Below are 26,930 nucleotides of genomic sequence, written 5' to 3'. Positions count from 1 at the left end.
GGGCCGCCACGCTCGACACCATGAGCAGCCCGACCGTCGTCCTCGTCCCCGGCGCGTGCCACGGCGCCTGGTGGTACGCCCCCGTCGTCGAGGCCCTGACCGCCCGCGGCCACCGCGCCCTCGCCGTCACCCTCCCGGGCCTGTGCGAGCGGGCGGACGAGCTGGACGGCACGACGAACCTCGCGAGCCACGTCGCCGACCTCGTCGCCCGGCTGCGCGACCTCGACGGCGACCTCGTCCTCGTCGGGCACAGCTACGGCGGCATGGTGGTCGCGGGCGTCGCGGATGCCCTGCCCGGACGCGTCGTCGGGATGGCCACCGTCGACGGGTTCGCCCCCGAGGACGGCGACTCCTGCTGGGCGTCGGTGAACGACGCGATGCGCGCCTGGTACCTCGACGGCGCCGCCCGCACCGGCGTGCTCGTCGACCCCATGCCCCAGTTCGACGCCCGCGCCACCGGCCACCCGCTCGCGAGCCTCGTCCAGCGGATCCCGCTGACCGGCGCGCACCGCGACGTCCCGGTCAAGCACTACGCGCTGGCCGCCCACCCGGCCTGGACCCCGGTCTCGCCCTTCGGGCCGGTCGCGGACCGGCTGCGCGCCGACCCGACGTGGACCGTGCACGACCTGCCCACCACCCACAACGTCCTCGCCGACGGGCCGGACGTGCTCGTCGGGCTCGTCGGGGAGGTGCTCGCGGACGTGGCGGCGCGCTGAGCCCCCGTTGCCGGGCAGGATGGCGGCCCGTGAGCGTCGCGAACCCCGAGACCGTCGTCCCCGAGAGCCCCGGGGCGGACTCGTTCCCCCGCCGCCAGGCCGCCACCCGACGGTTCACGCTCGGCGCCCCCCGCGGTGTGGTCGTCTCGCCCGACGGTGCCCGGGTCGTCTTCCTGCGCAGCCGCGGCGGCGACGACCCGGTGACCTGCCTGTGGGTGCTCGACGTCGCCACCCGCGAGGAGCACCTGCTCGTCGACCCCCTGGCGCTCGACGTGCCGGGCGAGGACGACCTGCCCCCCGAGGAGAAGGCCCGGCGGGAGCGGGTGCGTGAGCAGTCCGGCGGCGTCGTCGACTACGCGACCGACCGCGACGTCGCGACCGCCGCGTTCGTGCTCTCCGGGCGGGCGTTCACCGTCGGGCTCACGCCCGGATCGACGCCGACGGCGCTGGCGGTAGAGGGACCCGTCGTCGACCCGCGCCCGGACCCGTCGGGAACCCGCGTCGGCTTCGTCCGCGGCGGCGCGCTGCACGTGCACGCCCTCGCCACCGGGGAGACGACGACGCTCGCGACGCCCGACGCCGAGCACGTCACCTGGGGCCTGGCCGACTTCGTGGCCGCCGAGGAGATGAACCGCTACCGCGGGTTCTGGTGGGCGCCCGACGGGGCCGCGCTCGCCGTCGCGCGGGTCGACGACGCGGCCGTGACCCGCTGGTACATCGCCGACCCGGCCAACCCCGACCGCGAGCCGACCGCCGTCGCCTACCCCGCCGCCGGGACCACCAACGCCACGGTGACGCTGCACCTGCTGGGCCTCGACGGGGCGCGCGCCGACGTCGACCTCGGCGGCGACGAGTACCTCGCCGCGGTCGACTGGGACACCCACGGCCTGCTGGTGACGACGGCGCCGCGGGACCAGAAACGGGTGACGCTGCGGGCGGTGGACCCGTCGTCGGGCGCGTCCACGGAGGTCCGCTCCGACGTCGACGACGCCTGGGTCGACCTGGTGCCCGGCGTCCCCGCCCACCTCTCGGACGGGGCCCTCGTCTGGTGCGCCGACGTCGACGACGCCCGCCGGCTCGTCGTCGACGGCGAGGCCGTGACCGGTCCCGAGCTGCAGGTCCGGGGCGTGGCCGACGTGGACGGCGACACCGTGCTCTTCGGCGCGTCGCTCGCCGGGGCGCCGACGTCGACGGTGCTGCACGTCTGGTCCCGCGAGGCCGGGGTGAGCCCGGTGAGCGCGGAGCGCGGTGTGGCGTCGGGACGGCTCGCGGGCGGGGTCCTCGTCGTCGCGCAGGCCTCCCTCGACCACGACGGCACCGTCACCACGGTGACCGGCCCGGGGACCTCGACGAGCCTGCGCTCGGTCGTCGAGTCACCGCGCCTCGAGCCGCGGGTGCACCAGTTCGCGGCGGGGGAGCGGGGGCTCGCGACCGCCGTGCTGCTGCCCCGCCACCACATCCCGGGCTCGGAACGCCTGCCGGTGCTGCTCGACCCCTACGGCGGGCCGCACGCGCAGCGCGTCGTCGACGCGCGGGGCGCCTACCTGACGAGCCAGTGGTTCGCCGACCAGGGGTTCGCGGTGGTCGTCGCCGACGGGCGCGGGACGCCGGGCCGGGGGCCGGCCTTCGAGCGGGAGGTGCACGGGGACCTCGCCCTCCCCGTGCTCGAGGACCAGCTGGCGGCGCTGGCGGCCGCCGCGGCCGAGGTGGAGGACCTCGACCTGTCGCGCGTCGGGATCCGGGGCTGGTCGTTCGGGGGCTACCTGGCGGCGCTCGCGGTGCTGCGCCGACCGGACGCGGTGCACGCGGCCGTGGCGGGCGCCCCGGTGACCGACTGGGCGCTCTACGACACCCACTACACCGAGCGCTACCTCGGGACGCCGTCGTCGTGGCCGGACGCGTACGCGCGCTCGTCGATCGTCGCCGACGCCGAGCGCCCGGCGACCACGGCGGCCCCGCACCGGCCGCTGATGCTCGTGCACGGGCTCGCCGACGACAACGTCGTCGCCGCGCACACCCTGCGCCTCTCCTCGGCGCTGCTCGCGGCCGGGCGCCCCCACGAGGTGCTGCCGCTCTCCGGGGTCACGCACATGACGCCGCAGGAAGTGGTGGCGGAGAACCTGCTGCGCCTGCAGGTGGCGTTCCTCAAGGAGTCGCTCGGGGTGGGGTGAGCCTGTCGGGATGCCAGCGAAGCGTCCCTATCGGCGTGCTCAGTCGCATCGCTGGCAGATCCAGTGGCAGTAAAGCCCCGTCGCCGATCGCCGAAATCGGTCCCACGGGTTTCTCCAAACCGCACCCACGCGCTCCGCGCACCGTCGACCCTGGTCGGCGGTTCGGGGACGAGTCGGCGGTGGAGGGACCGAGGTGGGCGCGGAGCAGCCAGACGGCGCGGGCACGGCGCCGGACGTGCGCTTGCAGCTGACGCACGGCCCGGAGGGGCCCGGTGTCCTCGCCGACGGGCGCACGCTCCCGGTCCCGCCGCACACCTCGGCGACGGAGGTCGGCCTGGCCGCCGCCCGCCGGCACGCCGCGCGCTCGGGGCGTGACCTGCGGGTCGAGGTCGTCGACGGCGCCGCGGTAACGCTCGTGGCGGTGAGCCCCCACGGCACGGTCACCCTCCTCGAGGCGCCGGCCACCCAGCCCCTCCCGCGGGTCGTCCCGGAGGAACCCGTCACGACGGTGGACCGCACGACCGTCCACGTCGTCCCGCCGCCGCGGCCCGTCCCCACCGTCGCCACCGCCCCGGCGGGCTCCGCGTGGGTCTCGCCCCCGTCGTCGACCCGACCCCGCCGCCCCGTCTCCTCCCTGGTGATCGCCGGGCTGGTCGCGGTCGCGGTCGTCGTCGGGGCGGTCGGGACCGGGGTGGCCACGCTGTCCACGTCGCAGGCGCTGCCCGACTCGTGCCGGCCGGTGACCATCTACGCCGTCGACGGCCAGGGCGGGTCCTCGGACGTGCTCCGCGGTGTCACCGATCCCCTGGCGAAGCAGTTCGGCGAGAAGGTCTCGGTGGTCACCGTCCCGGCACCCCCGACGGGCGGGTCGTTCGCGTCGGCCGAGTCCGACGCGGTGTCGTCGCTGGCCACGGCGGTGGGCGACCACGTCGACGGCTGCCCCACGGGCTCGCTCATGCTCTTCGGGTACTCGCAGGGCGCGCAGGTGGCGGGTGACCTCGCCTCCCGGGTCGGCACCGGCCTGGAGCCCCGCATCCCCGCCACGCTCGTGCAGGCGGTCGGCCTCTTCGGGGACCCGGCCCGCAGCCCGCGCACCCGCGCGGTCCCCGACGGCACGGCGGGACAGGGGGCGCTGCCGCCGCGGGCGGTCGGGTTCGGCTCGCTCGACGCCCGCACCATCGAGATCTGCGCCCCGGGCGACCCGGTGTGCGACAGCCCCGCGAACGCCGCCTCGCCGCCGCTCGAGCAGGCCGTCGCGTCGCCCGTGCACGCCTCCTACCAGCAGCTCCCGGTCGCGTCGGGCACGACGGCGCCCCAGTGGGCCGCGACCTCGCTCGGCAAGGTCGTCGCCGCGATCCCGACGACGGCCGGACCCGCAGCGACCGGCGCGGGCACCGCCCCGCAGTCCGGACCGGAAGCGACGACGACGTCGGGCGCGGAGCCGACAGGGACAGCGTCGGCGGAGCCGGACTCGACGGGGACGGGATCGGCGGGGACGGGATCGACGAGCACGGGGTCGGCGGGAACCGGGTCGGCGGGAACCGGGTCGGCGGGAACCGGGTCGGCGGGAACCGGGTCGGCGGGCGACTACTCGACGGAGTCCGCTCCCACGGGGTCGACGGGCACGGCGTCGACGGGCACGGGGTCGCCGGGCACGGGGTCGCCGGGCACGGGGTCGGCGGGCGCCGGTACCGCTCCGAGGACAGGCGGGGCAGCGACCGGAGGGTCCTACGACCAGGGTGGAGCAGCCGGGACGGGCGGCACCGGGGTCACGACGACCACCGCACCGCCCGCCACCTCCGAGTCGTCGACCGGCGGCGACGCAGGTGCCGGAGCCGGGGTGTCGACCCGTCGTTCGGGCTCGGCGTCGTCCACGACCACCGCGGACGAGGGCAGCGACTCCTCGACGACCGGGTCCTCCGGGCAGGGTTCGACGGGCACGTCGAGCACCGGTTCGACGGCCGGGACCTCGTCGGCTGATGACGGGTACGGCACCGACGCCGGGTCGGGCGCCGGGTCCTCCGCGACAGGGACGACGGGTGCCGAGTCCTCCGCCCCGGCCTCGACGCGCGCACCGTCCGGGTCCGCCACCAAGAGCACCACACCCGGCAACGGCACGAGCCAGAAGAAGACGGGCGAGAAGAAGGACAAGGACAAGGACAAGACGGGCGGGACCACCACGACCACCCCCTCGAGCGAGGACGACGCCTCCACGAGGACGAAGACCGACGCGGCGTGGTCGCTGGGCAAGGGCCTCACCGGGTTCAAGTCGACCCCGTGGAACAACCAGAACGCCACCGATCCCAGCAGCGCGGCCTCGCCGAACGTGCCGGGCCGCCAGGCGGTGAAGTTCGAGATGCCGGGCGGTGGGAAGCGCACCGAGGCCGAGCCGGACGTCCCGGAGTTCCAGGAGGGCCAGAAGGCCTTCGTCGGCTACTCGGGCTTCTTCGCCAAGGGGTTCCCGACGACCACCGACACCTGGCAGGTGATCATGCAGTTCAAGCAGCCGGGGACCGGGAGCCCGCCGCTGGCGGTGGAGGTCGGGAAGGGGCAGCTGCGGCTGGCCAACAACGGGCGGAACGAGAAGGACTTCTGCCCGGTCACCGACGGCCAGGCGTTCTCGTTCCGGCTCGGGATCACGTTCGGCGGGGCGGTCGACGCCTGGTGCAACGGCCAGCAGACCCTCTCCGGCTTCAGGACCCCGGAGTCGAACGTGCAGGGGAGCGCCTACCTCAAGACCGGCATCTACCGCGACGAGGCGATCACGCAGGACAGCACGCTCTTCGTCAACGACCTCAAGGTCGGCAAGACCCTGGAGTCGGTGTCCGACCTCGCGGGTGCAAACGACGGCTCCGGTGCGGGCACGACGACGGGCGCGGGCGCCTCCGCCGACCGCGACACAGGCGTCGCGGCCTCCCCGACGACGTCCTCGGTGCCGTCCGAGTCTGCGGCGGGGAGCAGCGGGACGGGCACCGGGACGGCGGGTTCGGCCGGAGCGGGGCGCGACGAGTACGAGGCGGCGGGCGCCCCGGCCGCGGCCGCGTCCGGGTGAGCGATCTCTCCATCCCAGGGGTAACCCACGGCCCCGACCGGGTACAGGCTGGGTCGTCAGCGATCAGTGGGGAGCGTGACCGTGAGGGCCAGCGATCTGTTCGTCCGGTGCCTGGAGGCCGAGGACGTCGAGTACGTGTTCGGTGTCCCCGGTGAGGAGAACGCCGATCTCCTCATGTCCATGCGGGACTCGAAGGTCCGCTTCGTGCCGACGCACCACGAGGCCGGTGCGGCATTCATGGCGGACGTCTACGGCCGCCTCTCGGGCAACCCGGGAGTGTGCCTGTCCACGCTCGGACCGGGCGCGGCGAACCTCGTGACGGGCGTCGCCAACGCCAACATGGACAACTCCCCGGTGGTCGCGATCACCGGTCAGGGTGCGACGACGCGGCTGCACAAGGAGTCGCACCAGGCGATGAACGTCGTCGAGATGTTCACGCCGATCACCAAGTGGACGACGTCCCTGCGCGACGAGACCACGATCCCCGAGGTCATCCGCAAGGCGTTCAAGCTCGCGGCAGCCGAGAAGCCGGGCGCCACCCACGTCGAGCTGCCCGAGGACATCGCCAAGCACGAGGTCGACAGCGCGCCGATCGTGCCGCCGGAGAAGGTGCGCCGCCCGGTGCCCGACGACAAGTCGGTGCAGGCCGCGCTCGACCTCATCGCCCGCTCCGAGCGTCCGGTCGTGCTGGTCGGCCAGGGTTGCGTGCGCACCCGGGTGAGCCGTCAGCTGCAGCGCTTCGTCGACGAGACCGGCATCTACGCCGGCATGACGTTCATGGGCAAGGGCGCCCTGTCCGACCGCCACGAGCGCAGCCTCTACGCGGTCGGGCTCGGGTCCCGCGACTACGTCACCGAGGTGTTCGAGGCCGCCGACCTGGTCATCGCGGTCGGCTACGACATGGTCGAGTGGCCGCCGTCGCGCTGGAACATCGGCCGGTCCAAGCGGCTGCTGCACATCGACTTCGACCCCGCCGAGGTCGACGGTGCCTACCGGCCCAACGTCGAGATCGTGGGTGACATCGCCGCGGCCCTGTGGGAGATCAACGAGGGCCTGACCGACGCCCACCGCTTCCCCGACATCGAGGCGCACGCCCGGGCCCGCGCGCACCTGAGCGAGGAGATCGGCGAGGGCGGTGCCTCCGCCGAGGAGGAGACCGGCGACTTCCCCATGAAGCCGCAGCGCATCCTGGCCGAGCTGCGCGCCGAGATGGGCGACGACGACATCCTGATCTCCGACGTCGGGGCCCACAAGATGTGGGTCGCGCGGCACTACCCGACCTACACGCCGAACAGCTGCATCATCTCCAACGGCTTCTGCTCGATGGGGATCGCAGTGCCGGGCGGGGTCTCGGCGTCGCTGGTGCACCCCGACCTGCGCGTCTGCGCCATCTCCGGCGACGGCGGGTTCCTGATGAACGGCGCCGAGCTCGCCACCGCGGTCCGTCTGGGCGTGGCCCCGGTCAACCTGGTGTGGGAGGACAACGGCTACGGCCTGATCTCCTGGAAGCAGGAGGTCGAGTTCGGCCGGCACTTCGGCACCGACTTCCCCTCCCCGGACCTCGTGAAGGTCTCGGAGGGCCTCGGGTGCCACGCCCGCCGCATCACCAGCGCCGACGAGCTGCGTCCCGCGCTCAAGGAGGCGTTCGACCAGCGCGACCGCCCCTCGGTGATCGTCGTGCCGGTGGACTACCGGGAGAACGTCAAGCTGACCCGGCGCCTCGGCCAGCTCATCGCCCACTGACGCCCGGCCCCGGCGGTCAGGTCCGCTCGACGCGGCGGACCTGCTCGCCGGGGCGCCAGGACGTGATGATCAGCTTGTCGGCCGTCGGCGCGATCTCGGTCAGCACGAGCTCGGTGACGTCGACGGCGAAGTAGGTGCCGTCGGGTCCCTCGCCGGGATACGGGACCTCCCGGACGCGGCCCGACACCCGCGCCTCGCCCGGCCACTGCGTCGGGTCGTCCTCCGGGGGATCCACCGACGGCGAGTGCAGCGCGATCCGGGGATCGCGCCGGACGTCGGCCAGCTTGCGCGAGCCGGCCATCATCCCCAGCGACAGCTCGCCGTCGGAGAACTCGGTCTCGATGCCGGACAGGCGCGGGGAGCCGTCGCGCCGCAGCGTCGCCATCGTCTTGTGCTTGCCGCGCCCGAGCAGCGCGGCCACTCGTGCCGCGAGCTCGGGGGCCGCCCGTTCCACCTCGGTCCACGTCGCCACGGCCGAGGTCTAGCAGCGACCCCCGACAGCGTCAGCGGTTGCTCGTCGTCCCCGGGCGCTGCGGCACCGCGGCCACCACGTCGTCGATCGAGGAGTAGCGACCCTCGGGCAGCTCGGCGAGGGCCGTCAGGGTGGCGTCGTCGGACACGCCCCGGTCCGTCGCGTAGGCCACGAGGTCGTTGCGCTCGGCGGGGAAGTCCATGCCCTGCAGGGCCTTGCGCACCCGGGCGTCGTCGCGGTCGGTCATCGTCGTCTCCTCACTCGCGTGCCGGTCCGCGGTCCGCCCGCGGACGCCGTCGGTGCCGCGCGGCTGCCCGCCGTGAGGTGGTCGGCACACCTCACACCGTGACGGAGGCCTCCGGTCCGGGCGCGTCCGCCGGGGCCTCGGCGAGAGTGGACGCTCGTGACCACCTCCACCGGCGCGACGCGGCCGGCGGCGGCGTCGGCCACCGGCGGGTCGCTCCTCGCGGTCGCCGTCCTGCTCGTCGCGCTCAACCTGCGCGGGCCGATCGTCGCGGTGGCGCCCGTCGTCGACGCGATCCGCACCGACCTCGGGGTGCCGGCGGCGGTCGCCGGGCTGCTCACGAGCCTGCCGGTGCTGGCCTTCGCCGTCGCGTCGTCCCCGGCCTCGTGGTTGATCGGCCGGATCGGACCGGAGCGCGCGGTGCTCGTCGGGCTGGCGGTGCTCGGGGCCGGGACCCTGCTGCGCTCCTCCGACGGCGTGGCCGGGGCCTTGGGCGGCACCGTTCTGATCGGTATCGGGATCACCGTGGGCAACGTCGTGGTGCCGGTGATCATCGGGCGGGACTTCCCGCACCGCTCCGGCCCGCTGCTGGGCGCCTACACGGCCGTCATGAACATCGGGTCGATGATCACGCTGTCGATCACGGTGCCCCTCGCCGACGGGGTCGGGTGGCGGGTCGCGCTCCTCGCGTGGCTCGTCGTGGCGCTGGCGGCGGCGGCGCTGTGGGTGGTCGCGGTCCGCCGGCGTCCCGGCGGGTTCGGCGCGGTTGGGCGGTCGGTGACCGACGAGCGCGAACCCGACGAGCACGAACCCTACGAGCACGAACCCGCAGGGCGTGCCCTCCCGACCGGTGCGACGACCGCCGAGCGCCCACCCTGGCGCCGCCCCGTCGGCTGGCTGCTCGTCGCGGCCTTCGCCGGTCAGTCGTTCAGCTACTACGGCCTCACGGCCTGGCTGCCCGAGATCCTCGCCGACCTGCGCGGCCTCGGGCCGGCCAGCGCCGGGGTCGCGTCGTCGCTCTTCCAGATCCTCGCGGTCGCGGGTGCCCTCGCCACCCCGCTCGTCCGCACCCGCACCGGCAGCCTGCGGGCGGCGTTCGTCCCCGTGGCGCTGGGCTGGCTGGCGCTGCCCGGGGGGCTGCTCTTCGCCCCGGCGCTCTGGCCGCTGTGGTGCGCCCTCGGCGGGGCCGCCCAGGGCGGCGGCTTCTTCGTCTTCTTCTCCGCCGTCCTGGCGGCGTCGCGCTCCACCGACGGGAACCGCCGCCTCGGCGCGTTCATGCAGACCGGCGGGTACGCGGTCGGCGCGCTCGGGCCGACGGTGGTCGGCGCGCTGCACGGGGTCGGTGGCGTCGGTGCCGCCTGGACGGCACCGCTCGTGCTGGTCCTCGGGGCGCTGGTGGCGCTCAGCGCGAGCGGGTGGGCCGCCACCCGCGCCCGCCCGACCTGACGGTCAGTACGACCGCGGCAGCCCCAGCACGTGCTGCCCGACGTAGGCCAGCACGAGGTTGTTGTTCACCGGCGCCACCTGGTACATCCGCGTCTCGCGGAACTTGCGCTCGACGTCCCAGGTGTCGACGAAGCCGTAGCCGCCGTGGGTGTCCAGGCACGCGTTGCCGGCCTGCCAGCTCGCCTCGCTGGCGAGGAACTTCGCGAGGTTGGCCTGCTCGCCGCACTTCTCGCCGGCGTCGAAGAGCCCCGCCGCGCGGTAGCGCATGAGGTCCGCCGCCCCGACCTGGGCGTACGCGCGCGCCAGCGGGAACTGCACGCCCTGGTTGGCGCCGATCGGCCGGCCGAACACTTCCCGGTGCGACGCGTAGTCGACGGCGCGGTCGAGGAACCAGTAGCCGTCGCCGACCGCCTCGGCCGCGAGCAGGATGCGCTCGGCGTTCCACCCGTCGATGACGTAGCGGAAGCCCTTCCCCTCCTCGCCGATCAGCGCGCTCGCGGGCACCCGCATGTCGTTGTAGTGCACCTCGTTGGTGGCGTAGTTGAACATCGTGCGCACCGGCTCGACCTTCAGCGTGTCGGGCTCGGAGCGGCGCACCTCCCGCAGGTCGACCAGGAAGAGGCTGATCCCCCGGGTGCGCTCGGCCGGGTCCTCGCCGCGCGGGCTGGTGCGGGCCAGCACCAGGGCGAGGTCGGACTGCTCGATGCGGCTCGTCCAGTTCTTGTGCCCGGTGATGACGTAGTCGTCGCCGTCACGGATGGCCGTGGTGCGGATGTCCGGGGTGTTCGAGCCGGCCTCGGGCTCGGTGATCGAGAACGCCTGCAGCCGGACCGAGCCGTCGGCGATCCCCGGCAGGTAGGTCTTCTTCTGCTGCTCCGAGCCGTGCTTGAGCAGCGCGCCCATCGTGTACATCTGCGCGTGGCAGCCCGCGGAGTGCCCGCCCGAGCGGTTGATCTCCTCGAGCACGATCGAGCCCTCGGTGATCCCGAGCCCGCCCCCGCCGTACTCGGTCGGGATCAGCACCGCGAGGAACCCGGCCTCGGTGAGCGCGTCGACGAAGGCGTCCGGGTACTCGCGCCGCCGGTCCCGCTCCCGCCAGTACTCGTCCGGGAACCGTGCGCACAGCTCCCGGACGCGGCCCCGCAGCTCCTCCTGCGCCTCGGTGGTGGCCGCGACGGTCGGGGTGGCGGGTCCGGGCACGGTTCCTCCAGGGAGCAGGCGATGGCGCGCCGACATTCTCGGCGCCGTCCGACCCCCGCGCTGTCCGACCGCGCCATCCCCGGTAGGAACACGGGCGTGTCGACGACCGTGGACCGGGGGGACGCGGCCCCGGAGGACGCCGAGCGCGGCGCCCCGCCCCGCGCCGGATCCCGTGCGGACACCGCGGTCGCCGTCGGGGTCCCGACGGTGCTCGTCGGGCTCCACCTGCTCGTCTACGGCCGCTGGATCGTCGACGACGCCGGGATCACCATGGCCTACGCCCGGTCGATCGCGACGGGTGCAGGCCCGGTGCTGCAGCCCGGCGCCGCACCGTCGGAGGGCTGGTCGGACCCCGCGTGGCTCGCCGTCCTCGTCGTCGGGCGCTGGCTCGGGCTCGTGGACCACGGCGCCTGGTTCGGGGTGCCGGACCTGGTCGCGTTCCCGAAGGTGCTCGCGGTCCTGTGCTCGGCCGGGATCTTCTGGGCGTTCCACCGCGTCGCCGTGCGGGTCGCGCGCAGCCCCGTGACGGTCACCGTGCTGGCCGGAGCCCTCACGGCGGCCGCGCCGCCCTACGTCGTCTGGATCGGCAGCGGACTGGAGAACCCGCTCCTCGCCGTCGTCGTGGTGGTGCTGGCCGCCCGGCTGGTGACCGCGGCTCTCGACGGCCGGCTCCTCGAACCCCGCGTGGCGGTCACCTGCGGCCTCCTCGCCGGGCTGGCCGCGCTGACCCGGCCCGACGGCGCGGTGTACCTGCTCGCCCACCCGCTCGCGGTGCTCGTCACGGCCGGGTCGGCGGAGCTGCGCGTCCGTCGGCTGCGGGCGGCGGCCACGTCGTTCGCCGCCGGCGCGGCGCCGGTCGTGCTCTACGAGATCTGGCGCCTGGCCGAGTTCGGCGCCCTGCTCCCGACGACGGCCCGGGCCAAGCAGCAGGGCGTGCTCTCCACGCTCGACCTGGCCCGGCCCGCGGACCTCGTCGGCCTGGCCGGGTGGCTGGCGTGCCTGGTGGTGGCCGGGGCGGTCGGGGTGGTCCTCTCGCGGCGCAGTGCGCCGGCTGCCGTCGTCGTGCGGGTGCTCCTGGTGCCGCTCGGCCTGGCCCTCCTGGCCTACGCGGTGCTCGCGGCCGACTGGATGGCGCTGGCGCGTTTCGCGACCCCGGTGTGGCCGCTGCTCGCCCTGGTCGCCGTGGTCTCGGTGGCGGCCGTGCTCCCGGAGCGGCGCAGCACGGGGCGGCGGGTGCTCGTGGGCGTCCTCGTCGTCGCCGCACTGTCGAGCGCGGTGAGCTGGACGACCGCGGCCGCGTCCTTCCGCGCCCGCCCGACCCTGCCGCTCTGCGAGGTCACACGGTCCACCGCGGAGACCATCGACGCGGGAGCCGATGCGCTGGGGGTGCGGTCGGGCTCGGTGCTCGGGGTGGACGCGGGCGGCGTGGCCCTCGGGAGCCGGCTGCGCTTCGTCGACCTCGCGGGACTCACCGACCCGGTGATCGCCGGCTACTGGGCGCGCGGGGACATGGCCGGGCTGCGGGACCACCTCTTCGAGCAGGTCCGCCCGACCTTCATGCGGCTCTGGAAGGGGTGGAACATCCCGGAGGGCAGCGGGCTGTTCACCGACCCCCGGCTCGACCGGGACTACGAGCTGATCTGGACCAACGACCAGGGCGGCAGGACGTACGTCCGCCGGGACGCGGTGCCCGACGGCGACCACCTCGCGGACGCCCAGCTCGTCTCGCAGCAGGTGATGGACGCGCTGCTGGTCTCCCTCAACCACGCGGGACCGACCAGCTGGACGTGCGGCGCCGCCGTGCGGCCGTCGCCCTACGGGACGGCGGCCGCGACGGCGGCGCGGGGAGGCTGACGCTAGGTCTTCCGGACCTCGGTGAGGTTCGCGTAGACGATCACGTTGGCCTCGTAGCTCTTCGCGGCCGGGTCGAAGACCCCACCGCAGGTGATCAGACGCAGCTCGGCGTCCGGGGTGTCGCCGTAGACCTGGTCCGCCGGGAAGGCGGCCTTCGGGACGGTGTCGATGTGGGAGACCGTGAAGATCGCGGTCTGCCCGTCCTGACGGGCCACCATCACCTGGTCGCCCGCCTTGACGTCCTTCAGCTTGTAGAAGATGCCGGCCTTCCCGTCCCCGTTGACGTGACCGAGGATCACGGCCGGGCCGAGCGAGCCCGGCGTCGGGCTCTTGTCGTACCAGCCGGCCTGCATCGGGTTGTTCAGCGGCGGCACCGCGAGGCTGCCGTCGGAGTTCTGCCCGAGGTCCATCAACGACGACTTCGCCCCGATCGACGGCACGTTCACCGACGTCGGGATCGAGGCCGCCAGGGTCTGCACATCGGAGTCCGAGCCGCCCGAGGACTTCGAGGTCCCCGCGACGACCAGACCGATGAGGGCGAGCACGACGACCAGGCCGATCCCGATCTTCAGGGTCACCGAGTCGGTCTTCGACCGCCCCCGGGTGGGGGGAGTCTCGTCGGTGCTGGTCATGCGCGGCTCCCCACGAACGTCACTGGAACGAACCGTCGCCGGTGTTCACGCCACCCTTGGGCACCGAGGCCACCTGGGTCGCGACGACAGTCTGCGGGACGTAGTTCGGCGAGGCGTACCGGTCGCAGCCGCAGCCCTTGTCCCAGTAGCGCCCGTAGTACCGGTGCCCGTAGTTGCCGCCGTAGTACTGCGGCGGCGCGTAGATGGTCTCGATCCCGCTGGTGGAGCCGGTGCTGCTCGTCGACGTGCTGCTCGTCGACGTGCTGCTCGTCGAGAGGTCGGAGATGACCGAGAGGCTGCTGATCACGCTCAGCACGGACGAGGTGCTCGAGGTCGAGGACGTGCTCGAGGTCGAGTCGGTGCTCAGCGAGGACACCACGCTCAGCGAGGACGCGACGCTGAGTGCGCTCGACGTCGACGACGTGCTCGAGGTCGAGTCGGTGCTCGACGTGCTCGACGTGCTCGACGTGCTGTCCGTGCTCTGCGCCGGCAGCGAAGCCGGTGCCGCGGTCTGTACCTGGGCGGTCGCCACCCCGGACGCCACCAGGCCGGCGAGCAGCACTCCTGCCGCGACGGCCCCCATTCTCTTGACGGTTCTGCGCCGCCTCTGGCTCATTCCACACCTGTCCCCTGGTCGGGCGAACATCACGACACACCGCGTGTCGGCTTCACGGAGGTCCCTGTTACGTCGCAACGACGCAGTAGCTGCTCGGGATGCTTACGATTCGGTGACGGACGGCTCCGGGGTCGCCGCCTCTCGCTCCGTGGGAGGACGGGCGTCGTCCGCCCGCCGCGCGCGCCGGCGGTCGCGCAGCGCCAGCACCGCCCGATCGGTGCCCTCCGGCGGCAGGAACACCAGGTAGAGGCACCACATGCCGATGCTGAAGAAGCCGACCATGATGAAGAGCTCGATGCTCAGGTGCATGAGGAACCCGGCCCCGAGGACCCACCAGCGGGCGCGGCGGTTCCACACGAACAGCCCGATCGAGAGCTCCGTCAGCAGGGTCCCGAACGTGAACCACTCGACCAGCAGGGGCGAGCCGGCGACGAAGCCCGGCGTCGGGAGGCGCAGCTGGTCCAGCATCCGGAGCGCGTAGGTGATCGCCGTGCCGTTGCGCCAGACGTCGCCCTGCAGCTTCGCCCAGACGGCCGCCAGGTAGATGACGGAGAGTTGCACCTGCAGCATCCGCATCGCCCACGGCGCGCGGCGCGGGAACTCCCAGAAGTGCTCGCGGTCCCGGCGCCACCGATCCCAGGACAGGCTCTCCGCCGACGGCGCGAAGACCAGGTAGACCGCGAGCACCCGCAGCAGGATGTCGCCGGAGTTCAGCACGTAGGGGTCGCGGCGGGTCAGGGCGACCATGCCCACGAGCAGCACGATCGCCGCGATCCGCGGCGAGGTCCCGACCAGGAGCGCGAGGCCGGACAGCAACGTGGCCAGCCAGACCACGGCGAGGACGGGGACCGAGTTCACCATCGTCAGCACGCCCCACTGCCCGGCGCTGACCGCCGGCGGGGTCGGGAGGACCCCGTCCGGTCCGTAGAAGACGAACAGGTGCGGCAGTTGGGTCAGCGTCCAGAGCGTGATCACGATGCCGTACGCGATCCGGAAGACCGCGAGGGGCGCGGTCGACTCCGGGGTGAAGAAGAAGCGCTCCCACGCGCCCCACACCCGCTCGCCGGCCCCGCGCACGAGCGCGCCCGCGCTCACGAGCCGACCCCGATCGAGAAGAACGGGTGCTCGCTCCACGGGGTCCTCGGGGTCGGCGCGTCCGGCGGCTGGCTGACCGACGAGATGTTCACGAGCGTCACGACGGTGGGGGAGTGGCCCGCGGCGCGGTCCTGGTCGGCGACCCACCGCGCGTAGGGCGCCCAGCGTGGCTTGTTGTCGGGACCGTTGAGCAGCGTGTCCGCGTACCGCTGCCACCGGTAGTCCCAGTACTCGGCGAGGCCGTGCTGCATGGGGACCGGATAGGTCGTCGTGGTGCCGTCGCGCTCGAGGACCCGCGCCTCCAGGTAGGTGCTCTCCTTGCGCGGCGAGGGCGCGTAGACCGCCCAGCCCTGGTCGAGCCCGAGGACGTTCGCGACGGGCGACGCGGCGTGCAGGAGCGCCCGCTTGGTGATCGAGTCCGGCATGTTGACGACCAGCACCGTGCCGAGCAGCACGACGATGACCACACTGATCAGCACCCGACCACGGGTCGTGCGCTCCAGTCGCCGCTGCAGGTCCTCGGTCTCGTCCGGGCCGTCCTCGACCCGGGTCTCGCTGTCGGTGCTCATCCGGCGCTGCTCATCGGGGCTCCGCGATGTCCGTCACGGGGTGGGACCGCGCGAACCTAGCAGCGGCGTGACGACGGCCCGCCGCCGGTTTCCTGCTCGGTGACCAGTGGGTAACCGACCGTTCGTACGGCGACGACGCCGTCGGCTCCCTCGGGGAGGGGTCACGATGTGGTGGAACCAGGTGGTGGGCCTCGGCCTCGAACAGGCCGGCCGGGCCACGATCGGGCTGACCGGGCTGCGGCACCGCTCCGTCGGTGAGGCCGAGGCGGTCGAGCACCCCGGCGACGGACCCGTCGTCCTCCTCGGTGGCCTCAGCGAGACGCGTCCCTGCCTGGAGCCGATGAGCCTCTGGCTCACCCGGCTCGGCTATGACGTCACGCCGTACACGCTCGGCGCCGGGATGGGGTGCGCCCGGCGCACCGTCACCTCGCTCGTGCGGCGGGTTCGCGAGCTCGCCGACGACGCCGGCCGCCCGGTCCGGCTGGTCGGGCACAGCCGTGGCGGGCAGTTCGCCCGCGCCGTCGGCGTCGAGGCGCCCGACGCCGTGTCGCACCTGGTCACGGTCGGCACCCCGTTCGACCTCTGGGGCATGACGCCGCACATGTCAGCGATCGTCTGGGGCCTCGCGGCCGCCGGCACGGCCGGGGTGCCCGGGCTCTACGGGCTGGGCTGCCTGGTCGGGCGCTGCTGCGCGCGGTTCCGGGAGTCGCTGCGGGCGCCGTGGCCGCAGGACATCCCCTTCACCAGCATCTACTGCCGGTCGGACGGCGCGGTGCCGTGGCGGTCGAGCCACGACCCGTACGCCCACAACGTCGTGGTCCCCTGCGGGCACATCGCGCAGCTGACGTCGGCGGCCACCCAGCGGGCCGTCGGCGAGGCGCTCGCCCGGACCGTGGACCAGCCGGTGACCGTCGCCGCCTGAGCCGCGGGTGAAAGGTCCGGTTCGTCCCGTCGCGACACAGCCCCGTCACGCGGGGTTGCGGGCGGTGTCACGGAGCGCGTTCATCGTGGTGCGGGTCTGAACCCGGACGTGTTCCGGGGACGCCCACCCCCGGAGGTCGCCGTGACGTCGCACGCGCCCGCCAAGGACGCCGTCCACCCCGTGGACGAGGTCCTGCCGCTGCCCAGGCTCGTGGTGCTGGGCCTCCAGCACCTCTTCATCATGTACGCCGGGGCGATCGCCGTCCCGCTCATCGTCGGGCCCGCGGTGGGCCTCGACGAGTCCGACATCGCGATCCTGGTCAGCGCCGACCTGCTGGTGTGCGGGATCGCGTCGATCATCCAGTCGGCCGGGATCGGCAAGATCCTCGGCGTGAAGCTCCCCGTCGTCGCGGGGGCCACCTTCACCGTCCTGAACCCGATGATCATCATCGCCACCTCGTACGGCGGGCGCGATGGCCTGCCCTACGTGTACGGCGCCATGATCATCGCCGGGATCTTCGGGGTGATCATCGCGAAACCGTTCTCGATGGTCATCAGGTACTTCCCGCCGCTGGTCACCGGCACGGTCATCGCGATGATCGGGCTCTCGCTCATCGGCGCCAACGTCGGGCTCATCGCGGGCGACAAGACCTCGACGTTCACCGCGAAGATCCCCGAGCTCAACGCGCAGGGCCAGCCGTTCCTGGACTCCGACGGCAAGGTCGCCGAGATGGTCAACCCGGACTCCGGGCAGGTCTCGCACATCGTGCTCGCCGGCGTCGTCGTCCTGATGATCGTGCTGTTCGCCCGGTTCTTCCGCGGCTTCCTCGGGCAGACCTCGGTGCTGATCGCGATCGTGCTCGGCACGGTCATCGCCATCCCGATGGGGCTGGTCGACTTCTCCGACGTCGCCTCCAGCGGGTGGTTCGGGATCGCGGAGCCGTTCCACTTCGGGCCCCCGAAGTTCGCGGCCGCGGCGATCATCTCGATGTGCATCGTCATGCTCGTGACCTACGTCGAGTCCACCGCGGACATGCTCGCCGTCGGTGAGCTGACCGGGAAGGAGCTCTCGCCCAACGACCTCGCCCGGGGCCTCGCCGTCGACGGCCTCTCGGCGTTCCTCGCCGGGTTCATGAACTCGTTCCCCGACACCGCCTACGCCGAGAACGTCGGGCTCGTCAGCATGACGAACATCAAGAGCCGGTGGGTGGTCACGGTGTGCGGCATCGGCCTGGTGGTCCTGGGGCTGGTGCCCAAGGTGGGCGCCGTCGTCGCCGCGCTGCCCGGGCCCGTCGTCGGCGGTGCGGCGACGGTCATGTTCGCGATGGTCACCGCCGTCGGCATCCAGACGCTGCACAAGGTGAGCTTCGGCGGTCCGAACAACCACAACCTGCTGATCATCGCGGTGTCGTTCTCGTTCGGCCTGATCCCGACGATCCAGCCGGACTTCTACCAGCACTTCCCGACCGACTTCCAGGTGATCTTCGGATCGTCGATCACGTCGACGGTGATCATCGTGTTCGTGCTGAACCTGGTCTTCAACCACTGGCTGCCGAACTTCCCGCGCAAGGAGGGGGCGGTCGAGGCCGCGGTCGAGGCGGGCGCGGTGACCCCGGAGGAGGAGGCGCCCGCGCAGGCGGCCCCCGAGCAGGCGGCCCCCGAGCAGACGGCCCAGCGCAGCGACGCGTGACCGCGGACGTCCCCCCGCGGCCGGTCAGCCGGCCGCGGGCGGGGCGCCGCCGAGGTGGCGGGCGAAGAAGTCGAGGACGATCTCCGCGCGCTGCACCCGGTGGCGCGGCGAGCCGGCGCGGGAGAGCTCGTGGCCCTCGTCGGGGAAGCGCCAGTACTCCACGTCCCGGCCCAGCAGGCGCAGCGCGAGGTAGAGCTGGTCGGCCTGCTCGGGCGGGCAGCGCAGGTCGTCGTCGGAGTGCAGCAGCAGCATCGGCGTGTGGATGTCCGCGGCGTAGGTGACCGGCGAGAGGCGCGTGTAGACGTCGGGCCGGTCGAGGTGGGTGACGCCGCCGAACTCGAACCGGAAGAAGCCGGCCGCGTCCGAGCCACCCCACTCCAGCGAGAGCAGGTTGTTGGCGGCCCGCTCGCTGCAGGCAGCGGCGAAGCGGTCGGTGTGCGAGACCAGCCACGTCGTCATGAACCCGCCGTAGGACCCGCCGAGGACGCCGACGCGCTCGGGGTCGAGCGACGGGTCGTGGGCCAGCGCGGCGTCGAGGGCGGCGAGCACGTCGTCGGCGTCGACCCCGCCCCAGCCGGTGCCGGCGGCCTCGTCGGACTCCGGCGGCCGGATCGACCGCAGGAAGGCCTCGGTGTCGCCCGTGGACCCGTGCGGGTTGCACCAGACGACCGCGTAGCCCGCCGCCGCCCACAGCGCGAACTCGTCGAACCACGCCGTCGGGTACTGGGTCATGGGGCCGCCGTGGACCGAGAGCAGCACCGGCGCGCGGTCCCCGGCGGGGGTGCGCGGGCGCAGCAGCCAGGCGTCGATCTCCCCGCCGCCCGGAGACGACACGCGGAGGTGCTCGGGCGCCTCCGCCGGCAGGTCACGGTGGAAGGCCGCGGAGAACGACGTCAGCCGCGTCTCGACGCCGCCGCGCACCGCGGCGAGCTCGGGGCGCTCGGTCGGCGACGTGGTGACCACCGCGAGCGTGCCGCCGGCCTCGTCGTACCCGGTGATCGCGCGGGTCCCGCCGAGCACCGGCCCGGGGACGGCGGTGCCGTCGGTGCGCACCTGGCACAGCGGCTGCGTGCCGTGCTCCTCGACGGCGAACACCAGCTCGTCGTCACCGCGCCAGATCGGCGGCCGGACCCCGACGAACGGGGCCGCCTGCCGGTCGAGGTCGCCGGTGAGCACCGTCGGGTCGCCGCCCGCCGCCGGGACGACCGCGACGCGGCCGAAGGAGGGCACGATCGCCGTGTCCTCGGCGAGCACCGCGAGCCGGGTGCCGTCGGGGGAGAACGACGGATGTGAGAACGACGTCGTCGTCTCCCCGGTGAGCCGGCGCAGCGCGCCGGCGTGCTCGCCCTCGACGTCGACGAGGTGCAGGGCCTCGACCATCGTGAGGTCGGCGTCGGGGAGGTCGGGCACCGTGCACACGGCGAGCGAGCGGCCGTCCGGTGACCAGGCGGGCGTGCCGACGTCGTAGCGGTGCGCGACGAGCAGGCGGGGCGGGGCCGGGGTGTCGGTGCCGACGAGGAACAGCGCCCGCGGCCGGTCGACGATCCAGCCCTCGCCGTCGAGCTTCGGGAACAGGCGGTCGATGCGGCGGGGCGGCTTCGAGACGGGGTGCTCGGCCGGGCCCGCCTCGGGCACCGTGACCGGCCCGGCGGCGGGCCGCGGCTCGCGGGAGACGAAGGCCAGGCGGGTGCTGTCGGGGGACCAGGCGAGACCGGCGATCGGCTCCGGGCGCTCGGCGAGGACCACCGGCTCGCCGGGCCCGCCGACCGGCATCACCAGCAGCCGGTGCTTCCCGGGGGTGGAGCGGGTGAACGCGAGCCGGGTGCCGTCCGGGGACCACGCCGGGTTCGCGTCGGCGTCCTCGCCCGCGGTGAGCGGACGGGGCGGCGAGGACGCGTCGGCGGCCGCGAGCCAGAGCCCGCTGCGGTACCGGTCGGCCTCGAGGTCGACGCGGGTGACGACGACGGCGATGTGGGCACCGTCGGGCGAGACCCGCGGATCGCTCGGCGTGACCAGACGTCCGATGTCGGCGGGCTGCACGGTCGGCGACCGTAGTGCCCGCAGTGGCACACCGCTGCCGGAATCCCGGTGCTCCCGCCGATCACCGTCGCCCGCGGTGCCCGGCCCTTCCGTCGCGGGGCCGGGCGGGGCGAGGATCGGGAGGTGGACGCGACCGGCACGCTGGACGAGGACGAGCGCACCCGGAGCCTCGTGGAGGCCGAGGGGCACGCGGCGGAGCTCTTCGCCGAGGTCGACCGGCGGGGGCTCATCGCGCCCGGCCGGTGGGAGTCCGAGGTCAGCCGGGCGGTGCGCGACCTCGGGGCGGAGCTGTTCGGGACCTCGCGCCACTGGCACAAGCGCGTCGTGCGCTCCGGGGAGAACACGCTGCAGCCCTATGCGGAGAACCCGCCGGACCGGCGCATCGACGAGGACGACATCGTGTTCGTCGACCTCGGGCCGGTGTTCGCGGCGTGGGAGGCCGACGTCGGGCGGACCTTCGTTCTCGGTGACGACCCGCGCAAGCACCGCATTGCCGCCGACCTACCCCGGGTGTGGGATGCGGGCCGTTCGTACTTCGACGCGCACCCCGACGTCACCGGCGAACAGCTCTACGCGCACGTGTGCGACCTGGCCCGCGAGGCGGGGTGGGAGTTCGGTGGCCCGCACAGCGGTCACCTCGTGGGCGAGTTCCCGCACGAGCTCATCGACGCCGAGCGCCTGCACAGCTACATCACGCCCGGCAACCACACCCCGATGCACCGCGCCGTCGACGCGGCGGGGCGCCGCTGCCACTGGATCCTCGAGGTGCACCTCGTGGACCGCGAGCACCGCATCGGCGCGTTCTTCGAGCAGCTGTTGAGCTGACCGCCGGTGCCCCGAGGGCACATGGCGCATGGGCCGCGGCCTGCCCGGGTGCGTGGTGTGCCCCTGGCCGGGGACGCGGCCGGGCCCCGCGACTACCGGTCGGTGCGCTCGCTGGGGTAACGCTGCGTACCGAACCCGGCGTCGGCGCCGGCCGTGCCGCCCACCCCGCCGGTCTTGTACTGCTGCGGGCCGTACTGGCCGGCCTGGCTCGGGCCGAACCGGGCCTGTCCGGGGACGCTGGTCTCCTTGCGGACCTGGCGCAGCGCGGTGTCGAGCTGGCGGCGGAAGCGGCCGTGGGTGCGCTGGTCGATGAACTCCGCGGCCTGGTCGGCGTACCGGTTGACCTTCTCCGGGTTCTGGCGGGCGTACTGCCGGGCCGCGGCCACGGCGGCTCCGAGGGCGGCCACGCGACGCATCAGGGCCATCAGGTGCACCTCATCCGGTCGGGTCGGGGGAGCGGACCCCTCCTGGGTACCACGATCCGGGCCCGATCCACCCTCCGGGGCGAATCCGGGTCCTCCGGACACCGAACGATCGGGCACGAGCCGAACGGACACCATTTCTCGAAAATGGTTCCGGATTCACCGACCATGTAGACGTGCGTGTAGCCGGGCAGCACACCTCCGGGTCTGGGGGGTCGACCCGGATTTCGTCGGGGGGAGACGTTGCTGCCCGGCTACACGAACCACCATATTCCTCGCCGGACCGCCCAACAAGGGCCGTTGCTGTGAAGATGGTAAGCGCGTCGGAGGTGCGCACTGTGCACCGCCGACGCCCTGCCATCAGGGCGAACGCCTCGCCCGGACGGCCGTGCACCCTGGGTGACCGTTCGGTCGAGCCCTCCCGGCGGAAATGCGGGATCTCTCCCGCATCCCGCCTTCCGGAATAGTGGAACAGGTACCGCCGGTGTCGCCATTGTCTTTCGGAATCGGATCAGCTCTCCGCGGAGGCGTGCGGGAAACCGAGGTGGTGCTGGGGGACCTCCGGCGAGGCGGTGTCGAGCGGGATCGCGGGGGAGCGCACCAGACCGAGCTGCGCGCTCTGCCGGGGCTGGACCGCCTCGAGCGCCCAGTCGACGGCGGTGCGCAGCCGGTTCCCCGGCATCGCCGCGAGGTGGTAGCCCCGGGTCACGATCTTCGCCGGCAGCCCGGACAGCGGGAGGTGCAGCGGCGCGGCGGCGGCCTGGAAGCCGCCGAGGTCCACGACGAACCCGAGGTCGCGGTGCCGGTAGGGACGGACCGACCCGTAGCCGAGCGACGCGGCCAGGTTCCGCCCGGCGAGCGCGCCCTGACGCACGGCGTGCTGGGCCGTCATCGCGGTGTGCTCGCCCGGACGGCTCGGGTCGGGGACCGCGGCGACGTCGCCGCATGCGTACAGCTCGGGGCGGCCGGGCACCTGCAGCGTCTCGTGCACCACCACGCGGCCGCCGTCCAGCTCGATGTCGAGGTTCTCGATGAGCGGGTCGGCCCGCACCCCGACGCACCACAGCAGCGTGCGGGTGGGGATCGACTCCCCCGAGCTCAGGCGCACGCTGCGGTCGCCGGCCTCCTCCATCGTCGTGTGGGTGTGCACCTCGACGCCGCGGCGGCGCAGGACCGCGTCGGCGGTGCGGGAGAGGTGCTCGTCGAGCCCGGCGAGGACCTCACTCCGGCTGACCAGCACCCAGCGCATGTCGTCCGGGTCGAGCCCGCGGCTGCGCGCCAGGGCCCGGGTGAACAGCTGGCCCTGGGCGGTGACCTCGGTGCCGGTGTAGCCCGCGCCGACGACGACGAAGGTGCAGCGCGCCTCGCGCTCGACCGGGTCGTCGCACATCTCGGCCAGGTCGATCTGCCGCACGAGGTGGTCGCGCAGGTAGAAGGCCTCGGGCACGCCGCGGAAGCCGACCGCGTTCTCGCTCACGCCGGGGATCGGCATCACCTTGTGGACGCTGCCCGCCGCCAGGACGAGCCGGTCGTAGGTGGTGCGGTGCGACACCCCCTCGGGGTCGAGCCACCCGATCTCGCGGCCCTCGAGGTCGATGGCGTCCACCTCGCCCGGCGCGTGGTGCACGCACGAGGGGAGCGCGTCGGAGAGCGCCACCGCGATGCGCCGGGGCTCGAGGATCCCGCCCGCCACCTCGGGGAGCAGCGGCAGGTAGAGGAAGTAGTTCGTGGGGCTCACCACGACGATCTCCACCCTGCCCCGAGTCCGCCGCGCGAGCGAGCGCGCGGTGTGGAACCCGGCGAAGCCGCTCCCGATGATCACCACGCGCGGTGGCCGGTCGCCCTGTCCGTCGCGTCGGCCGTCGGTCCCCGGTACGTCCATGTCGCCAGAGGGTGCCGCAACGGTCGGTGGCCACGGAACGGCGCGGAGTGATGTCCGTGTGTCGTTCGCGTGACGACCGTGTCTCGGTGCGCGGCGGGCCGTTCCACGGAGCGCGGTCCGGGCCCGGCATGTGCGCGACCGCGCCGGGGTAGGGAGTCCCGAGTGGAGGACAGCGATGCGCCCGCGTTCACCCTGCGCGGCGTCACGGTGCACCGGCCCGCGCCCGACGGCGGGCCACCGCGCGCGGTGCTCGACGCCGTCGACGCCGACGTCCCGGTGCCGGGCACGACGGTGCTGTGGGGACCGTCCGGAGCGGGCAAGACCACCCTGCTCCGGCTGCTCGACCGCCTCGACGTCCCCGACGAGGGCGTCGTCCGCTACCGCGGCACCCCGCTCGACGACCTCGACCCGCTGGCGCTGCGCCGCGAGGTCGGCATGGTCTTCCAGCGCCCCACGCCGTTCGCCGGCACCGTGCGGGACAACCTGCGGGTGGCCGCCCCGGACGCCGGTGACGACCGGTTCACCGACCTGCTCACGCGGGTGTCGCTCCCGACCGACGTGCTCGACCGCGACGCCGACACCCTCTCCGGCGGCGAGCTGCAGCGGATGTGCCTGGCCCGCACGCTCGTCGTCGAGCCCCGGGTGCTGCTGCTCGACGAGCCGACGTCCGCCCTCGACGCCGAGCCGACCCGCACCTTCGAGCGGACCGTGGCCGACCTGGCGGCCGCGGGGCTGACCGTGGTGTGGGTCAGCCACGACGCCGCGCAGGTCCGCCGGGTGGCCGACCGTGTGCTCGAGGTCGCCGAGGGCCGCGTCCGGCCCCGGGGGGCGCAGGACCTGGAGGAGCTGGAGGACCAGGCGTGACCGTCAACTGGGCCGGGACGGCCTTCTCGCTGATCCTGGTCGCCGTCGCGGCCGGGCTGTCGCTGTGGTGGGGCCTCGGCCTCGAGCGCAGCATCGTGTGGGCCGCGGTGCGCGCGGGGGTCCAGCTCCTGCTCGTCGGCGGGATCCTCGTGCTGCTGTTGCGTCCGCAGACGTCGCTGTGGTGGTCGTGGCTGTGGGTCGCCGCGATGCTGGGCTACGCGGCGTGGACGGCCAAGCAGCGCGCGCCCGGCGTCCCGCGGATCGTCCCGCTCGCGCTCACCGCGTTCGTGGTGGCGACGGCGCTGTCGCTGGCGGTCCTGTTCGGGCTGGGCGTGTTCCCGCTCGGCGCCCGCACCCTGGTGCCGCTCGCGGGCCTCATCATCGGCAACGCGATGACCGCGACGGTCCTGGCCGGCCGGCGGATGGTCGAGGAGTTCACCGACAAGCGCGACGAGATCGAGGCCCGCCTGGCGCTGGGCCAGCCGGCGCGGGACGCCGCCCGCCCCTACGTGCGCGGGGTGCTGCGCTCGGCGCTCTCCCCGCAGATCGAGACGACGAAGGCGACCGGGCTGGTGTTCCTGCCCGGTGCCATGACCGGGCTCATCCTCGGCGGGGCGGACCCGGTGTCGGCGGTGCTCGTCCAGATCGTCGTGATGTTCCTCGTCCTCGCCGCGGCGTCCACGACGACGACCGTCATGGCGCTCGGGCTCTCCCGCCGGCTCTTCACCCCGGACCACCGCCTCGTGCGGCTGGCCCGCGCGGCGTCGTGAGCGGTTGATCGACTGTGATCGACGCCGCCGTGTGAGGATCGTTGCCGTGCGTGACGACGAGGACGCGGGTACGAGCGATGACGTGACCGCTTCACTCGTGACGCTCGGGGACGAGCGCTTCGTCTCGCTCACCACGTTCCGCCGCACCGGCGAGCCGGTGGCGACCCCGGTCTGGGTCGTGCGCGACGGCGCGACGCTCGTCGTCTACACGGTCGCCGAGAGCGGCAAGGTCGGGCGCATCCGCCGCGACGCCCACGTCGAGCTCCGGGCCTGCGACCGCCGCGGCCGCGTGGCCGAGGGCACCCCCGTGGTGCCGGCGACGGCCGTCGTCGACGAGTCCGCCGAGGGCGTGGACCTCACCGAGCGCCTCCTGCGCGCCAAGTACGGCTGGGAGTTCGGCGGGATCCGGCTCCTCCAGCAGGCCGAGCGCTTCGTGCGCCGCTCCACCTCGCCGCGCACCCGTGTCGTGCTGCGCCTCACCCCGATGTAAGCGGCCCGGTCACCAGGTGACCGGTAGCTCGACCAGCCCGTGGATGGCGCGGTGCGAGGCGAACCGCACCTCGTCGTCGGGTACGGCGAGCCGCAGGCCCGGGAAGCGCCGCAGCAGGGCCGGGAACGCCGCCCGCATCTCCAGTCGCGCCAGCGGCGCGCCGAGGCAGTGGTGGATGCCGTGCCCGAACGCCAGGTGCGGGACGGCCTCGCGGGCGACGTCGAGGCGCTCCGGGTTTGCGACCAGCTCCGGGTCGCGGTTGGCCGCCGGCAGGTTGAAGACCACGAGGTCGCCGCGGCGGATCTGCGCCCCGTCGAGCTCGACGTCGGCGCGGGCGAGGCGTGGTGAGCCGGAGTTGACGATCGCGAGCCAGCGCAGCAGTTCCTCGATCGCTGCCGGGACCGCCCCGGGCTCGTCGCGCACGAGCGCGAGCTGGTCGGGGTGGCGCAGCAGGGCCAGCGTGCCCAGGGCGAGCATGTTCGACGTCGTCTCGTGCCCGGCCACGAGCAGCAGGTTCGCCACGCCGACCAGCTCGTCGTCGCCGAGGTCGTCCGCGTGCTCGCGCAGGAGCATGCCCAGCAGATCCTCGCCGGGGTCGCGGCGGGCCCGGGCCACGAGGCCCTGCATGTAGGCGAGCGCCTCGGCCGCGAGCGCGACCTTCTGCTCCTCGGGCAGCGTCGTGTCGAGCTGGCGGGCGGTGCGGGTCTGGAACTCGTCCTGGTCCGCGAGCGGCACGCCGAGCAGCTCGCAGATCACCAGCGAGGGGATCGGCAGCGCGTAGCCGGCGACCAGGTCCGCGGGCGGGCCCTGGCGTTCGAGGGCGTCGAGGTGGTCGTCGACGACCTCGGCGATGCGCGGCTCGAGCCGGCGCATCCGGCGCACGGTGAACTCGCCGGTGAGGAGCCGCCGCAGTCGGGTGTGGTCGGGCGGGTCGAGCGCGAGCAGGTTGCCGGCCCGCTCGCCGGAGAGCTGCCGCGGGTCGCGGTGCTCGCCCTGCCCGAGGTCGGCCGGGGTCCAACCGTTGGCGAAGCCGTCGGTGTCGCCGAGCATGCGCCGGACGTCGGCGTGGCGGGTCAGCAACCAGGCGGGCGGCCCGAACGGCGTCGGGACGCGCACGACGCCCTCGCCCTCCCGCACGGCGACGACGTCGGGCGCGGGGCCGAAGCCGTCGCGGCTGGTGGTGATCGGGCGGGGGTCGGCGGGTGCGCTCACGGTT

23 protein-coding genes are annotated in these 26,930 nt (G+C 73.9%); 12 read left to right on the top strand and 11 right to left on the bottom strand.

Annotated elements, in window-relative coordinates; translation table 11 throughout:
* The first annotated feature begins 20 nt into the window (after positions 1–20).
* The 4 genes from HH311_RS02550 (at position 21) to HH311_RS02535 (ending at position 7,682) form a co-directional block, all read left to right on the top strand.
* Positions 21–716, top strand: a complete 696-nt coding sequence (locus HH311_RS02550; RefSeq protein ID WP_169181986.1) for an alpha/beta fold hydrolase — start codon at positions 21–23, stop codon at positions 714–716.
* A gap of 29 nt (positions 717–745) precedes the next feature.
* Complete coding sequence (locus HH311_RS02545; protein WP_169181985.1) at positions 746–2,887, top strand: prolyl oligopeptidase family serine peptidase; 2,142 nt, start codon at positions 746–748, stop codon at positions 2,885–2,887.
* 235 nt (positions 2,888–3,122) lie between these two features.
* On the top strand, positions 3,123–5,939 hold the full coding sequence (locus HH311_RS02540) for a cutinase family protein (RefSeq protein ID WP_169181984.1): 2,817 nt from the start codon (positions 3,123–3,125) through the stop codon (positions 5,937–5,939).
* A gap of 81 nt (positions 5,940–6,020) precedes the next feature.
* The gene (locus HH311_RS02535) at positions 6,021–7,682 is read left to right on the top strand and encodes an acetolactate synthase large subunit (protein WP_169181983.1); all 1,662 of its coding nucleotides are present in this window, start codon (positions 6,021–6,023) and stop codon (positions 7,680–7,682) included.
* Positions 7,683–7,698: 16 nt separating this feature from the next.
* Here HH311_RS02535 and HH311_RS02530 read toward each other — a convergent pair whose 3' ends face one another.
* Both HH311_RS02530 and HH311_RS02525 read right to left on the bottom strand, forming a co-directional pair.
* Entirely contained in the window at positions 7,699–8,154 is a 456-nt protein-coding gene (locus HH311_RS02530; protein WP_169181982.1) for a pyridoxamine 5'-phosphate oxidase family protein, read from the bottom strand.
* Between the two features lie 31 nt (positions 8,155–8,185).
* Entirely contained in the window at positions 8,186–8,401 is a 216-nt protein-coding gene (locus HH311_RS02525) for a DUF2795 domain-containing protein (protein ID WP_169181981.1), read from the bottom strand.
* A gap of 156 nt (positions 8,402–8,557) precedes the next feature.
* On the opposite strand from HH311_RS02525, the gene HH311_RS02520 reads away from it, so the two are divergent.
* Positions 8,558–9,844: a CynX/NimT family MFS transporter gene (locus tag HH311_RS02520; RefSeq protein ID WP_169181980.1), complete on the top strand. Its 1,287-nt coding sequence runs from the start codon at positions 8,558–8,560 to the stop codon at positions 9,842–9,844.
* A gap of 3 nt (positions 9,845–9,847) precedes the next feature.
* Here HH311_RS02520 and HH311_RS02515 read toward each other — a convergent pair whose 3' ends face one another.
* Complete coding sequence (locus HH311_RS02515; protein WP_169181979.1) at positions 9,848–11,044, bottom strand: acyl-CoA dehydrogenase family protein; 1,197 nt, start codon at positions 11,042–11,044, stop codon at positions 9,848–9,850.
* 96 nt (positions 11,045–11,140) lie between these two features.
* Between HH311_RS02515 and HH311_RS02510 the strand changes: the two genes are divergently transcribed.
* Positions 11,141–12,898, top strand: coding sequence for a hypothetical protein (locus HH311_RS02510; protein WP_169181978.1), 1,758 nt, complete (start codon positions 11,141–11,143; stop codon positions 12,896–12,898).
* A 2-nt stretch (positions 12,899–12,900) separates the two neighbouring features.
* On the opposite strand, the gene HH311_RS02505 is transcribed toward HH311_RS02510, so the two are convergent.
* The 4 genes from HH311_RS02505 to HH311_RS02490 form a co-directional block, all read right to left on the bottom strand.
* Positions 12,901–13,530 (bottom strand): class F sortase, encoded by a 630-nt coding sequence (locus HH311_RS02505; protein WP_169181977.1) that lies wholly within the window; start codon positions 13,528–13,530, stop codon positions 12,901–12,903.
* A gap of 19 nt (positions 13,531–13,549) precedes the next feature.
* Positions 13,550–14,113: a hypothetical protein gene (locus HH311_RS02500; RefSeq protein WP_169181976.1), complete on the bottom strand. Its 564-nt coding sequence runs from the start codon at positions 14,111–14,113 to the stop codon at positions 13,550–13,552.
* Between the two features lie 135 nt (positions 14,114–14,248).
* On the bottom strand, positions 14,249–15,241 hold the full coding sequence (locus HH311_RS02495) for an HTTM domain-containing protein (RefSeq protein WP_169181975.1): 993 nt from the start codon (positions 15,239–15,241) through the stop codon (positions 14,249–14,251).
* Complete coding sequence (locus HH311_RS02490; protein WP_169181974.1) at positions 15,238–15,810, bottom strand: hypothetical protein; 573 nt, start codon at positions 15,808–15,810, stop codon at positions 15,238–15,240. The genes HH311_RS02495 and HH311_RS02490 overlap by 4 nt, the downstream gene beginning before the upstream one ends.
* A 166-nt stretch (positions 15,811–15,976) precedes the next feature.
* On the opposite strand from HH311_RS02490, the gene HH311_RS02485 reads away from it, so the two are divergent.
* Positions 15,977–16,732 carry a hypothetical protein gene (locus tag HH311_RS02485; protein WP_169181973.1) on the top strand — a complete coding sequence of 252 codons (756 nt, stop codon included), beginning with the start codon at positions 15,977–15,979 and terminating at the stop codon, positions 16,730–16,732.
* A 141-nt stretch (positions 16,733–16,873) separates the two neighbouring features.
* Entirely contained in the window at positions 16,874–18,421 is a 1,548-nt protein-coding gene (locus HH311_RS02480; RefSeq protein ID WP_169181972.1) for a uracil-xanthine permease family protein, read from the top strand.
* A 24-nt stretch (positions 18,422–18,445) separates the two neighbouring features.
* On the opposite strand, the gene HH311_RS02475 is transcribed toward HH311_RS02480, so the two are convergent.
* The gene (locus HH311_RS02475; RefSeq protein ID WP_169181971.1) at positions 18,446–20,461 is read right to left on the bottom strand and encodes a S9 family peptidase; all 2,016 of its coding nucleotides are present in this window, start codon (positions 20,459–20,461) and stop codon (positions 18,446–18,448) included.
* Positions 20,462–20,584: 123 nt separating this feature from the next.
* Between HH311_RS02475 and HH311_RS02470 the strand changes: the two genes are divergently transcribed.
* Positions 20,585–21,286 (top strand): M24 family metallopeptidase, encoded by a 702-nt coding sequence (locus HH311_RS02470; protein WP_312029894.1) that lies wholly within the window; start codon positions 20,585–20,587, stop codon positions 21,284–21,286.
* A 92-nt stretch (positions 21,287–21,378) separates the two neighbouring features.
* Here HH311_RS02470 and HH311_RS30850 read toward each other — a convergent pair whose 3' ends face one another.
* Positions 21,379–21,711 carry an antitoxin gene (locus tag HH311_RS30850; protein WP_211189477.1) on the bottom strand — a complete coding sequence of 111 codons (333 nt, stop codon included), beginning with the start codon at positions 21,709–21,711 and terminating at the stop codon, positions 21,379–21,381.
* A gap of 508 nt (positions 21,712–22,219) precedes the next feature.
* On the bottom strand, positions 22,220–23,590 hold the full coding sequence (locus HH311_RS02460) for an NAD(P)/FAD-dependent oxidoreductase (RefSeq protein WP_169181970.1): 1,371 nt from the start codon (positions 23,588–23,590) through the stop codon (positions 22,220–22,222).
* A 162-nt stretch (positions 23,591–23,752) separates the two neighbouring features.
* Between HH311_RS02460 and HH311_RS02455 the strand changes: the two genes are divergently transcribed.
* The 3 genes from HH311_RS02455 to HH311_RS02445 all read left to right on the top strand — a co-directional run bounded on the left by HH311_RS02455 (position 23,753) and on the right by HH311_RS02445 (position 25,714).
* The gene (locus HH311_RS02455) at positions 23,753–24,454 is read left to right on the top strand and encodes an ATP-binding cassette domain-containing protein (RefSeq protein ID WP_312029893.1); all 702 of its coding nucleotides are present in this window, start codon (positions 23,753–23,755) and stop codon (positions 24,452–24,454) included.
* Complete coding sequence (locus HH311_RS02450; protein ID WP_169181969.1) at positions 24,451–25,224, top strand: ABC transporter permease; 774 nt, start codon at positions 24,451–24,453, stop codon at positions 25,222–25,224. Before HH311_RS02455 ends, HH311_RS02450 begins: the two co-directional genes overlap by 4 nt.
* Positions 25,225–25,306: 82 nt before the next feature.
* Positions 25,307–25,714 carry a PPOX class F420-dependent oxidoreductase gene (locus HH311_RS02445; RefSeq protein WP_169181968.1) on the top strand — a complete coding sequence of 136 codons (408 nt, stop codon included), beginning with the start codon at positions 25,307–25,309 and terminating at the stop codon, positions 25,712–25,714.
* A gap of 9 nt (positions 25,715–25,723) precedes the next feature.
* On the opposite strand, the gene HH311_RS02440 is transcribed toward HH311_RS02445, so the two are convergent.
* On the bottom strand, positions 25,724–26,926 hold the full coding sequence (locus HH311_RS02440; protein WP_169181967.1) for a cytochrome P450: 1,203 nt from the start codon (positions 26,924–26,926) through the stop codon (positions 25,724–25,726).
* Positions 26,927–26,930 lie beyond the last annotated feature (4 nt).

The sequence above is a fragment of the Actinomycetospora sp. TBRC 11914 genome (assembly GCF_012933465.1).
Taxonomy (GTDB): domain Bacteria; phylum Actinomycetota; class Actinomycetes; order Mycobacteriales; family Pseudonocardiaceae; genus Actinomycetospora.
The sequence above is the reverse complement of the archived record's forward strand: the minus strand, read 5'-3'. Positions and strand labels throughout refer to the sequence as shown.

What these genes read in the sequence shown, in the direction of transcription:
- HH311_RS02550 (WP_169181986.1), top strand. Translation starts at nt 21, where the DNA reads ATGAGCAGCCCGACCGTCGTCCTCGTCCCCGGCGCGTGCCACGGCGCC.
- HH311_RS02525 (WP_169181981.1), bottom strand. Translation starts at nt 8,401, where the DNA reads ATGACCGACCGCGACGACGCCCGGGTGCGCAAGGCCCTGCAGGGCATG.
- HH311_RS02505 (WP_169181977.1), bottom strand. Translation starts at nt 13,530, where the DNA reads ATGACCAGCACCGACGAGACTCCCCCCACCCGGGGGCGGTCGAAGACC.
- HH311_RS02500 (WP_169181976.1), bottom strand. Translation starts at nt 14,113, where the DNA reads ATGGGGGCCGTCGCGGCAGGAGTGCTGCTCGCCGGCCTGGTGGCGTCC.
- HH311_RS02490 (WP_169181974.1), bottom strand. Translation starts at nt 15,810, where the DNA reads ATGAGCACCGACAGCGAGACCCGGGTCGAGGACGGCCCGGACGAGACC.
- HH311_RS02485 (WP_169181973.1), top strand. Translation starts at nt 15,977, where the DNA reads ATGTGGTGGAACCAGGTGGTGGGCCTCGGCCTCGAACAGGCCGGCCGG.
- HH311_RS30850 (WP_211189477.1), bottom strand. Translation starts at nt 21,711, where the DNA reads ATGGCCCTGATGCGTCGCGTGGCCGCCCTCGGAGCCGCCGTGGCCGCG.
- HH311_RS02460 (WP_169181970.1), bottom strand. Translation starts at nt 23,590, where the DNA reads ATGGACGTACCGGGGACCGACGGCCGACGCGACGGACAGGGCGACCGG.